This window comes from Aequorivita aquimaris, from assembly GCF_001573155.1.
Lineage (GTDB): Bacteria > Bacteroidota > Bacteroidia > Flavobacteriales > Flavobacteriaceae > Aequorivita > Aequorivita aquimaris.
Genome location: NZ_JRWG01000015.1, coordinates 26,777 through 39,194 on the forward strand (window position 1 = coordinate 26,777; position 12,418 = coordinate 39,194).

A 12,418-nucleotide genomic window follows, 5' to 3' on the forward strand; every position below is an offset into this window, starting at 1 on the left:
CACAAATGAAAACAATTTTAGTTTTGATCGCCTGCATCACCTTCGGAATACTCAATGCCGCGGCAGGCCCCACAGAAGATTCCGGTAACATCTATGGCCGGGTGACGGACAAAGTCCTAAATGAACCTCTCCCCTATGTAACAGTAGTAGTAAAAAAATTAAATGGTGAAATTATTACTGGCGCAGTAACCGACGATGCGGGAAAATTTGAAATCCATAAAATACCGGAAGGCCGCTGCAACATTAGCATCCAGTACATAGGCTATAAAGTATTTACCACGGAAATAAATATTACAAAAGGAAATGCAACTATTGACTTGGGCAACATATTGTTGGAAGAAGACATTGCGTCCTTGGATGAAGTGAATATTGTAGCCGAGAGATCAACGATTGAACAACGCTTGGACAAAAAAGTAATAAACATTGGTAAAGATTTATCTACCGCGGGACCGACTGCATCAGATATTATGAACAATTTGCCTACCGTGAGTATCGACCCACAATCTGGCGAGCTTTCCATGCGCGGCAATGAGAATGTTCGCGTAATGGTGGACGGAAAGCTCTCAAACATTCCAGTTGCCCAATTGCTAAAGCAGATTCCGTCTTCGTCAATCAAACAAATAGAGCTGATCACTAACCCTTCGGCAAAGTACAATCCCGAGGGAATGAGCGGATTGATCAACATAATTCTTCATAAAAACGTGAATGTGGGCTTTAATGGAAATGCTTCCGTAGGGCTAACTTTTAGGGAAAACGCAAAATTCAATGCGGGCTTGGATATGAATTACCGCAATGGCAAATTTAACTTTTACACCAACCTGGGTAACAACGTTTCCAAACACGAAAACAACGGTCTCATTACGCGTTCACTCAATAATTCCAGAGAAGTAATCCACTTTTTGGATGACAGTAAATCCAATCTCTTCAAAGTGGGACTGGACTTTTACTTAAATGAAAAAAATACGCTGTCCTTTTTCACAAACCAAAACATATATGACGGAAAAGGAAATGGAAGCTCCACTATCTTCTATCTGGATCAACCATCTCTCAACCAGGAACAGTTGTTCTTTTACGGCAATGAAAATATCGCTTCACAATATAATTTTGATTACAAAGTAAGTTTTGATGAAACTGAGCATACGTTGGAATTGGAAGCAGATTATAATGTATTTTCAAATGAAACTGATGGCAAATATGTCTTTAACGGGGCCTCACCCCTAGAAAATTTTAAAGACAGTGATGAAACGGACCGCAGCCAACTTACCGTGAACCTCGATTATGTAAATCCGTTATCAGAAAGTTTAAAAATTGAAGCGGGTGCCGAAGCAAGACTATTTGAAACGAAGATAGATTTTGCCTCAAATGGCCAAAGCTATAACGCCAATGGCCAATTGGTGCCCACGCCTTCAACCCATTTTGAATACGTCCGAGATATTTATTCATTTTACACTACGGTTGGAAAAACCTTTGAAAAATGGTCCTATCAATTAGGAGCGCGAATTGAAAATGTTAGCGTACAAGCCGACACGAACAATGTACGGGCTTTTACGAATGACTACTTCCAAATATATCCCAGTGCCTTTGTAACCTATTCTCCTTCGGAAAAAAACCAGTATCAGCTTAGTTATAGTCGGAGAGTGGACCGTCCAGGACTTGATCAGGTAAATCCTATTCGCGAGTTTAGCACGCCATTGATTTCTTCTTACGGAAATATCAATCTTGAGCCTCAGTTTACCAATTCCATAGAGGCCAATTACACAAGAAACTTAGATGTGGGCAGCATTACCGCAGGCATTTTTTATCGCATTGTGGATAACGAAATAAACCGAGCCATTCTTGTGGACCGCACAAATCTAGATCGCTCCATATTAACTTTCCAAAATTTTGAAAGCACTGACTCCTACGGACTCGAAATTTCGGGAAATTATAAACCTACCAAGTGGTGGAGTGTCAACAGCAGTTTTGAACTCTATAAGAAAACCCAAAAAGGAATCACCGAAATTTTTGAAAATCCTACGGGAACGCCTGCAGTAGAAGATATAGTCACCCAAGTTGCGGAAGTTGATAACGTATCATGGAATGTGCGAATGATGAATAATTTCACCGTCACAAAAAATCTTACGTTCTCCGCTTTCGGATTGTACCGCGCTAAGAACAAAGGCATTCAGTTTGAATCGGAACCACGTTATTTCGTTAATCTGGGCGCACGATACAGCTTATGGGAAGGCCGAGGAACTTTCAGCGTAAATTACAACGATGTTTTTGATTCCATGAAATTTGCCTTCAGCGGTGATACGCCTTATCCACAGAGCGGTGAATTCAAAAATGAAAGCAACACCATTTACGTGGGATTAACCTATAGATTTGGCGGCGGAAACTATCGCGCAAAAAGCCGAAAAAATAGAGATGATAACACATCATCCGGTGGCGGAGGGCTGTTTTAAACCGTTATTCTTTTGTTAAAAAAGATTTCGTAATGAAACTAATATAGATTTCAACTCGTCTATTAAGTACAATACCTAAAATTTCATTTTATAATTTATTTGAATTAGCCTTTTAACGAATTATACCTTTTTTAGGTAAAACAAAAGCCTTTCAGTTTTCCTGAAAGGCTTTTTATATTTTCAACCGAAGCATTATTACCATCTAATAATAGCACTTCCCCAAGTGAAGCCACTCCCGAAGGCTGCCAAAACCACCAAATCGCCTTCTTTGATTTTTCCTTCTTCCCACGCTTCCGTCAGTGCGATTGGAATGGATGCTGCCGTAGTGTTTCCGTATTTTTGAATGTTGTTGAAAACCTGCTCGTCGGTCAATTTCATTTTTTGTTGAATGAATTGCGAAATGCGAAGGTTGGCCTGATGCGGAATCAACATATCAATATCTTCAACCTTCAAATTATTGGCCTCCAACCCTTCCTGAATAACCTCAGCAAAACGAACAATGGCGTGCTTAAACACAAACTGTCCGTTCATCACCGGATAATACGGGATGTCTTCCTGTGGGTTTTCGGCAATTATTTCCGGCACCCAATGTTCGGTGCTCGGCCCTTTTAGCGAAAGTTCGTTTTTATGTTGCCCTTCGCTGTGAAGATGGGTGGAGAGAATACCGCCTTTTCCGGTTTCATTTCTGGAAACCACCGCTGCCCCGGCGCCGTCGCCAAAAATGACCGACACATTTCTGCCGCGCGTGGTCATATCCAGTCCGCCGCTGTGGTTTTCACTTCCAATTACCAAAACGTTTTTGTACATCCCTGTTTTCACAAATTGATCCGCAACCGAAAGCGCATACACAAAACCACTGCACTGGTTGCGCACGTCTAAGGCAGGAATGGTCCGCATCCCCATCATTTCCTGCACTTCCACTCCACCGCCCGGAAAATACATATCTGGACTCAGTGTGGCAAAAACGATCATATCTATATCGTTTGGCTTAAGTTTGGCACGATCCAAAGCAATAGTTGAAGCTTTTACTGCCATTACTGAAGTGGAGTTGCCATCGCCCTTTTTTATATGTCTTCGCTCTTTAATACCCGTACGTTCCTGGATCCACGCATCGTTGGTATCCATTAACTTTGAAAGGTCGTCATTGGTAACCACATTTTCGGGCACATAATATCCTAAACCGGTAATTTTTGAAGTGTACATTTAATTCAATTTAAAATAGTTCCGAAAGATAACCATATACCGCTTTTAAAGGAAACAAAACTCAGTTTATATAGTATGCGTGCATAGCAAATACGTTCTCCTAAATTTGAATATCTTTAGAACTTAAATTTTACACTTATGAAAAAACTCATCGCCATTGTTACCCTTCTCCTGCTATCAGGAAATTTTATTGCACAGGAAAAACTCACCTATCAAAAACCGCCAAAGGAAATTCTGGAGCTTGTGGACGCGCCCTTGGCCCCTTCCGTTTGGATTGACAGCAATGGTGAAAATGTGGTCCTTTTTTATCGCGATGCATATAAATCTATCGCGGAGCTTTCCGAAGCTGAATTGCGGTTGGGCGGGCTTCGGATAAATCCAAAAACCAACATCGGTAGCCGAACCCGGTTTTACAACAATATAAAAGTGAAAAAGGCTTCCGAAAAAGATGCTCGGCAAGTAGCGGGAATTCCCAACAATCCACGGCTTTCAAACTTTACCATTTCACCCGACCAAAAAATGGTTGCCTTTTTGAATACGGTGGAAGATGGCGTACAGCTTTGGCTGGCAGATATTGAAAACGGCACCGCCAAACAACTGAGCACTTTAAAGGTAAATGCTAATATGGGCGACCCGATCAATTGGTTTAAGGACGGCAGCGCGTTGTTGGTAAATGTAATTCCGAAGGATAGAAAGGAACTGATAAACACAGACAAAGCAGTTCCCGATGGCCCGACCATTACCGTAAGCGGTGGTGAAAAGGCCCAAAACAGAACCTATCAGGATTTGCTCAGTAGCCCAAACGACGAATTTAACTTTGAGCAATTGGCGCTTTCGGAAATAAAAAAGATTTCATTGGACGGAAAAGTTGCCGATTTTCTTCCTACCGCTATGTACGACGAGCTTGATTTTTCGCCCGATGGCAATTATGTAATGGTAAATACCATTAAAAGACCCTTCTCCTATATTGTGCCTTACAACCGTTTTCCATTTGAAACCAATATTTATAGCAAAGAAGGGAAACTCATTCAAAAAGTGAACGATGTACCGCTGAACGAAGTAGAACCGAAAGGTTTTATGGCAACCCGAATGGGCAAAAGAAGAATGGATTGGCGCGCCGATAAACCCGCAACCATTTATTGGGCCGAGGCATTGGACAAAGGCGATCCGGAAGTAAAAGTGGACTATCGCGATGCCGTTTACCAATTGGAAGCTCCATTCAACGGAAAGGAAAAACTGCTTTTGAAAACCATAAACCGCTATTCAGGAATTACTTGGGGGAACGATAACCTTGCAATTGCTTCGGATTATTGGTGGAACGACCGGAATACAAAATCCTATCTGTTCAATCCTTCAAATGCTTCGGAAACGCCAAAGATTATTTTTGATAGAAATTATCAGGACAGATATAACGACCCTGGCAATTTTGTAACCGCCCGAAACGATTTTGACGAAAGGGTTCTCGAAATGGTTGACGGCAACGCCTTTCTGATGGGCGATGGCTTTTCGGACAAGGGACAGTTTCCGTTTGTGGATGAATTCAACTTAAAAACACAAAAGACGAAACGCATCTACCAGTCCGAATATACCGATAAGCTGGAAAATCTGAATTCCGCAATCGATATGAAAAAAGGGAAGATTTTAGTGCGGATAGAATCGCAGAACGAATACCCCAATTATTACTTCAGAAATATTAAAAAGAAGAATGATTTAACGCCAGTTACATCATTTGAAAATCCTTTTAAGAGCATCCAAAATGTACACAAGGAAGTGATTACTTACAAACGCGACGACGGCTTGGAGCTTGAGGGCACTTTGTACTTGCCAATTGGGTACGACAAAGAAAAGAAAGAAAAAATGCCGATGCTTCTTTGGGCCTATCCACGCGAATTTAAGGACAAAAACAGCGCGTCGCAAAACACGACCAACCCGAATGAATTTATTTACCCATATTACGGCTCGCCTATTTATTGGGTAACCCAGGGCTATGTGGTTTTGGACGATGCTGCATTCCCAATTGTGGGCGAAGGTGATGAAGAGCCTAACGATACCTTTAGGACCCAATTGGTTGGCAACGCCAAAGCTGCCATTGATGCCGTTGACAAAATGGGCTATATCGATAGAAATCGTGTAGGCGTAGGTGGCCATTCCTACGGCGCGTTTATGGTTGCAAATTTGTTGAGCCACTCCGATCTTTTTGCTGCTGGAATAGCCCGAAGCGGTGCATACAATAGAACCCTTACGCCTTTTGGTTTCCAAAGTGAGGAACGCAGCTATTGGGATTCGCCCGAAACCTATAATACCATGTCACCTTTTATGCACGCCGACAAAATGAAGACGCCACTGTTGCTCATCCACGGGGAAGCTGATAATAACTCAGGCACCTATCCGCTACAAAGCGAGCGTTATTTCAATGCTTTAAAAGGTTTGGGAGCAACGGCAAGACTGGTTATGCTGCCGAAGGAAAGCCACGGCTACAGTGCAAAGGAGAGCATTTTGCACGTACTATGGGAACAGGATCAATGGCTAGACAAATACGTAAAAAACAAAAATGAAAACCCGGTAAACGTTTCCGAAGAAATGAAGCAATAGCTTAAAATACAAAAAAAGGGCGCATAAAATGCGCCCTTCTTAAACAACCTAACCAATTAAATAATAGAATATTTTTACTTTTTCATAGCAATTTAATATTCGATTACTCCCTGTAAAGATACCACACTTTGTTTAGTGTAATTGTTAAAGGATTAAACAAAGTTTTGTTAAAGTTTAAACGTAATTCTTATAATTATTTATCGTGACCTTCGCTCCCAAATCGTTCATCAAATTATAAAGGCCGAAAAAAGTTCGATTTATATATAGGAAATGTTTGGAACCGCGATTCCCGTTCATTTTTCGAAGCTCGGTATCCTTTGAATATTTATTGCTCAACTCGGCAATCTTTCCGAAGAATTCTTCGTCGGAAAAATCAAAGCTTTCGCTGTGAAAAGGTTGGGTGAACAGACTTAGCATTTCGTGAAACAGCTCTGAAAAGAACTTTGTTTCCTCGGGCGAATCTTCCCTTTTTAAAATTTCCAAGGCGTACATTTTTTCCAAAAATACTTCCGGATTGTTGATGTTTTCTGGTTTTGCCAATTCAAAATAAGGCACATAGAATTCCTCGGGAACGGTTTTTACACAACCAAAATCTATCGCAATCAAATTTGCGTCTTCGTCCACCAAAAAATTTCCCGGATGCGGATCGGCGTGCACGCGCTTCAATTGGTGCATTTGGAACATATAGAAATCCCACAGGGTCTGCCCTACTTTTTGGGCTTTTGCCCTATCGGTATTCGTTTGGGTGAATTCTGAAAGGTGCTGCCCCGTCATCCAGTCCATTGTGATTATGCGCTCGCCGGAAAGTTCTTCGTAATACTTCGGAAATTTTAAATTTGGAATGTTTTTACAGGCATCGGTGATTTCCTTGCTTTGTTCCACTTCCAACAAATAGTCGGTCTCTTCCAGCAATTTATCTTCCACTTCCCTGAAATATTTGTCGCTGTCCTTTCCTTTTATATTGAACATTTTCATTGCCACCGGCTTCACCATGGCCAGATCGCTGCTGATGCTTTCCGCAACGCCGGGATATTGTATTTTTACAGCCAAGTTTTTACCGTCCTTTGTGGCTCTGTGCACTTGCCCAATACTCGCCGCCGCAACCGATTCGGCATTAAAAGTGTCGTAAAGGCTTTCGGGCGTATCGCCAAAATATTTTTTAAAAGTTTTGCGGACCAGGGGCGCGGAGAGCGGCGGCACCTGAAATTGCGCCAACGAAAATTTTTCAACATAGGCCTTTGGCATAATGTTTTTTTCCATACTCAGCATTTGCGCCACTTTCAGCGCGCTGCCCTTCAGGTTTTTCAGGCCGTCGTAAATATCCTCTGCGTTGCTTTCGTTCAATTCGTCTTTTGTGGTTTCGGAATTGACGAGCTTTTTGCCGTAATACTTCAAATAATTGCCGCCCACTTTTACGCCGGTGGTCATCAATTTTGAAGCACGTTGGATTTTATTCGTGGGAATTTTGTCTATCGTCTTCATTAGGCCATTTTTTCTTTCCATAAAAATTTTCCGAAGTCAAGCACGCTTTCCAGCGGTTGGGTATCGAAAACATCAAAAATGGCGCGTACCGATTTCTCGATTGCAATATCTGTATTTTCAAAACCTGCAGAGTTATCGTCCATCCAGTATTTCAATAGGAAAAGGGTTTGAATCCACGCCCCTTCGGAAAAAACGGTTACCGATTGCTTCAGGATTTTCAACTTTTTATCTTCGTTGTTTTCACGAATCAAATCTGCCGCGAAATGTTTTATATTCTGCCGAAGTCCTTTTAACTGGCTCAAATTCCTCATCATATTTTGATGTTCCCTTAAGGTGAAAAGAATATAGCTGCGGTTTAAGGTTAACAATTCAAAAAAGGTATAAAAAAACGTAAGCATTTTTTCTTGATTGGAATAGGCGGAATAATGCTCGTCCTTATTCGCCAAAAGAATTGTTTTCTTGTAAAACGAATTCCACACTTCCATTTGTAGCCCTTCAAAAGAGCCGAAATGTTCGTAGAATTCCGCTTCGGTAAAATTGTTCTCTTTACAAAATTTAAAAACACTGAGCGGTGCTTTTTCCTTTGTTAGCACCCATTCCATATAGGCCGTGGTTATCTTTTCGGCGCTCACACTTTTTTTGGAAGCTGTTTTTTTGATATTTCCTGTATTTGTTGCAGTCATTGTATTTAGGTATTATTTGTTGTAGGATAGGTCGTTATCCGATCACAAAGATAACATTTGTTTAAGGTTATAGTTATTAGGTTAAACAAAATGTTGTGTTAAAGTTTTGCGGAAAAGTTTTCAATTTTAAAGTGACAACGTGGCAGAAATGAGATGCTTGGTATTTTATTTGACTATTAGGAAATGAATTAATAGCATTATTAAATAAAACATAAGAAATATGAGCAAAGGAACTATTAATGTATCGGTGGACAATATTTTCCCGCTGATCAAAAAGTTTTTATACAGCGACCACGAGATTTTTCTTCGTGAATTGATTTCAAACGCAACGGATGCTACGTTAAAAATGAAGCATTTGGCGAACATCGGCGAAGCCGAGGGCGTGGAATACGGCAACCCAATTATTGAAGTGAAGCTGGACAAAAAGAAAAAGGAGCTTCGCATAATCGACCAAGGAATTGGGATGACGAAGGAAGAGGTTGAAAAGTACATCAACGAAATCGCTTTTTCTGGCGCCGAGGAATTCATTGAAAAATACAAGGACAAAAACGGAAAGGATGCCGGCATTATTGGGCATTTCGGTCTTGGGTTTTATTCGGCGTTTATGGTTGCAAAAAAGGTGGAAATCATCACCAAAAGCTACAAAGACGAGCCAGCGGTGCACTGGACCTGCGACGGTTCGCCGGAATTTACCATTGAAAAGGCCGACAAAAAGGAAAGAGGGACTGAGATTATCCTTCACATAGCCGACGATTCTACCGAGTTTTTGGAAGAAAGCCGCATCCGTGAGTTGCTTGTAAAATATAACAAGTTTATGCCGATTCCGATTAAATTCGGAACCCGCACCGAAACCCTTCCAAAACCCGAAGACGCAAAAGAAGACGACAAAGCGCCAACGAAGGAAGTTGACAATATCATCAATAATCCAAACCCGGCGTGGACAAAGCAGCCGACTGAATTGGAGGATAAAGATTATAATTCTTTTTACAGGGAATTGTACCCAATGCAGTTTGAGGAGCCGCTTTTCCACATTCACCTGAACGTTGACTACCCGTTCAATCTTACCGGAATTCTCTATTTCCCGAAGATGACGAACGATATGAGCATTCAAAAGGATAAAATCCAACTCTATCAAAATCAGGTTTTCGTAACCGATAATGTGGAGGGAATCGTGCCCGAATTTTTGACGATGCTCCGTGGGGTAATTGACAGTCCGGACATTCCGCTGAACGTTTCGCGAAGCTATTTGCAGGCCGATGGCGCTGTGAAAAAGATTTCGAGCTACATAACCCGAAAAGTTGCAGATAAGTTGAAAAGTCTTTTCAACAACGATCGCGAAGGCTTTGAAAAGAAATGGAACGATATCAAAATCGTTATTGAATACGGAATGCTGACCGAAGATAAGTTCTTCGAAAAAGCGCAGGATTTTGCACTGTATCCAACAGTTGATGACAAATATTTCACCTTTTCGGAATTTAAGGAAAAAATAAAGGACGTACAGACCGATAAGGACGACAATCTTGTAATCCTTTACGCTTCCAACAAAGAAGAGCAGCACAGCTACATTGAAGCCGCAAAAGAGAAAGGCTATGAAGTATTGCTTTTGGATTCGCCAATAGTTGCACACTTGCTTCAAAAAGTGGAAAGCAAGGAGGAGAAAATTTCCTTTGTGCGCGTGGATAGCGATCATGTGGAAAATCTCATCAAAAAAGACGATGCGCAGATTTCAAAACTTTCCGACGAAGAAAAAGAAACGCTGAAAACCTTTTTGGACGGCGTTATTCCGAAGGAAAAATTCAGCGTACAATTGGAAGCTTTGGACAGCAATGCCAATCCGTTCATAATTACCGAACCCGAATTTATGCGTAGAATGAAAGATATGCAGAAAACTGGCGGTGGCGGTATGTTTGGGATGGGAGGCTTCCCTGAAATGTATAATTTGATTGTAAACACCAACCACGAATTGGTAAGCGAAATCTTAAATACCAAGACCGAAAAGAAGAAAGAAAGATTGGTAAATCAGGCTCTCGATTTGGCAAGGTTGAGCAAAAATTTATTGAAGGGAGAGGAACTTACGACCTTCATAAAGCGTAGTTATGAGATGATTAAATAGAAATCAATTAAATAAAAGTAAAAAAGGCCATTGCGAAATATTTCGCAATGGCCTTTTTTATTGATGATTCAATGTTATATTAAAAAAATTTTGATAAACCTAATATTTAACATAAAAACTTAATTATAACAGTATTTATTTAGAAAATTTAACATACTTTTAATGGTCTAACTATAAATTATTTTAATTATGAAAAAAATTACGTTACTCTCCATTGCATTTATGCTTTTGACATTTACGATTGCTTTAGGGCAGACGTCATTGTCAAATTCTGGCCATTATGGAGGACTTCCTGTGATCAATGGCCCTGCAGGTAGTTCTTCTATAGAACTAGGCCACATCAATAATATGGCTCCGGTAGTCATAACGCATAGTGTCTCTCAAACTATCACACCCGGAACAGTCACTTGTAATGCAGGAGGAATTCCTGATCAAAATAGTTTTTACAGAGATTTTGATCTTACCAATGATTTTGGTATTGTGAATGACTTTACAGTTTCAAGTGTCGAGTTTGGTGTAGAACAAATTTTAGGACCAGTGTCCCTTACTTTGAACATCTACTCCACGGCAGGCCCCTTTCCTAGTGGATTTCCGGGATCTTTAACCTTACAAGGCACTTCAAATTATATTGTCGATGTTCCGGACAATCTTACAATAGTTTCAGTTCCGTTGAGCGCTACTATTCCCGCAGGATCAATAATGGTTTACGAATTGCGAATTAATTTAGGCGCAACAAACTCATTTTTCCCTGGTTCAAATGCCGCTGGACAGACTGGTGTATCTTGGATCGCAGCTCCTGCTTGCGGAATTTCAGTACCAACAAATTTTTCCTCCATAGGATTTCCCAACGTTATGATGATCATGAATGTAGTTGGCGAAGAAGTGACGTCTGGCCCTCTCTCAGTTTGTAGCACCGGAAACCCTCGCCCAATTCCAGCAGCTGGCACAAGTGGATTAATGACACCCGCAATTGCTTCAGTTGCAGATGTAGGGTTAATAGGCACCGATTATACTTTAGATAATATTACCCTAAATAGCATTCATACATTTGCTGGTGACTTAGAAATTATCTTAGTTTCTCCAGCGGGAACCCGAGTAGCATTATGTACCGATAATGGTGGATCTACAGGACTTGATGCATCTGCAAATCTAGTTTTTACTGATGTATCTGCTAATAATATTACTGGATGGGACTCTGGCGCCCCTCTGGCTAATTATCGCGCAGAAGGAGGCGGAAATACTTTTCCTGTTGCTTTTGGCGACGGACCTGGCGTGGATCTTAATACTATATTTGCCGGAGAATCTATAAACGGAAATTGGACATTAGAAATTAATGATGATGCAGGTGGTGACTCAGGAACCTTAAATAGTTACTGTATCACGTTTAATCCAATAACAACTATTGGCGACCCGCCAGTAATTGTGTGTCCATCGGACATTACTGCGAACAACGTTCCCGGCACCTGTGGCGCCGTGGCCAACTATTCGGCCCTTGCCATTGATACCGAGGACGGCAACATTACCGGCGACATCGTGTCCACGCACCCAAGCGGAAGTACCTTCCCTGTTGGCGTGACCACCGTAACCCTTTCTGTTACCGACAGCGACGGAAACACCTCTACTTGCGACTTTACCGTAACCGTAATAGACAACGAGCTGCCAGTGGCGGTTTGCCAGGATATTACCGTAGATCTTGACCCTGTTACCGGCATGGCTACCATTACCGCTGCAGATGTTGACAACGGTTCTACCGACAACTGCGGCATTGCCTCAATGAGCCTTGATGTTTCATCATTTGATTGCTCAATGACCGGTGCAAACACCGTGGTTATGACAGTTACCGATAACTCAGGAAACATTTCTACCTGTACTTCTACCGTTACCGTTCAGGACGTTACAGC

The 12,418-nt window shown here is 41.4% G+C and carries 7 protein-coding genes; 4 read left to right on the plus strand and 3 right to left on the minus strand.

All coding sequences use genetic code 11. The annotated features are described in order from the left end of the window. Positions 1 to 5 precede the first annotated feature (5 nt). Positions 6 to 2,444 carry a TonB-dependent receptor gene (locus LS48_RS14350; RefSeq protein WP_062623184.1) on the plus strand — a complete coding sequence of 813 codons (2,439 nt, stop codon included), beginning with the start codon at positions 6 to 8 and terminating at the stop codon, positions 2,442 to 2,444. A 195-nt stretch (positions 2,445 to 2,639) separates the two neighbouring features. Here the strand turns inward: LS48_RS14350 and LS48_RS14355 are convergent, their stop codons facing one another. Then, the gene (locus tag LS48_RS14355; protein ID WP_062623185.1) at positions 2,640 to 3,647 is read right to left on the minus strand and encodes a 3-oxoacyl-ACP synthase III family protein; all 1,008 of its coding nucleotides are present in this window, start codon (positions 3,645 to 3,647) and stop codon (positions 2,640 to 2,642) included. A gap of 138 nt (positions 3,648 to 3,785) precedes the next feature. On the opposite strand from LS48_RS14355, the gene LS48_RS14360 reads away from it, so the two are divergent. Beyond that, positions 3,786 to 6,239, plus strand: coding sequence for an alpha/beta hydrolase family protein (locus LS48_RS14360; protein WP_062623186.1), 2,454 nt, complete (start codon positions 3,786 to 3,788; stop codon positions 6,237 to 6,239). Between the two features lie 174 nt (positions 6,240 to 6,413). Here LS48_RS14360 and LS48_RS14365 read toward each other — a convergent pair whose 3' ends face one another. Together LS48_RS14365 and LS48_RS14370 are read right to left on the minus strand one after the other, a co-directional pair. Then, positions 6,414 to 7,721, minus strand: coding sequence for an ABC1 kinase family protein (locus tag LS48_RS14365; RefSeq protein ID WP_062623187.1), 1,308 nt, complete (start codon positions 7,719 to 7,721; stop codon positions 6,414 to 6,416). Beyond that, positions 7,721 to 8,404, minus strand: a complete 684-nt coding sequence (locus LS48_RS14370) for a TetR/AcrR family transcriptional regulator (RefSeq protein ID WP_062623188.1) — start codon at positions 8,402 to 8,404, stop codon at positions 7,721 to 7,723. The genes LS48_RS14365 and LS48_RS14370 overlap by 1 nt, the downstream gene beginning before the upstream one ends. A 220-nt stretch (positions 8,405 to 8,624) precedes the next feature. Here LS48_RS14370 and htpG point away from each other — a divergent pair, with 220 nt between their 5' ends. Continuing rightward, positions 8,625 to 10,517, plus strand: coding sequence for a molecular chaperone HtpG (gene htpG / locus LS48_RS14375; protein WP_062623189.1), 1,893 nt, complete (start codon positions 8,625 to 8,627; stop codon positions 10,515 to 10,517). Between the two features lie 189 nt (positions 10,518 to 10,706). Further along, positions 10,707 to 12,418, plus strand: a 1,712-nt coding sequence (locus tag LS48_RS14380) for an HYR domain-containing protein (RefSeq protein WP_117590236.1), incomplete at its 3' end; no start/stop codon positions are given.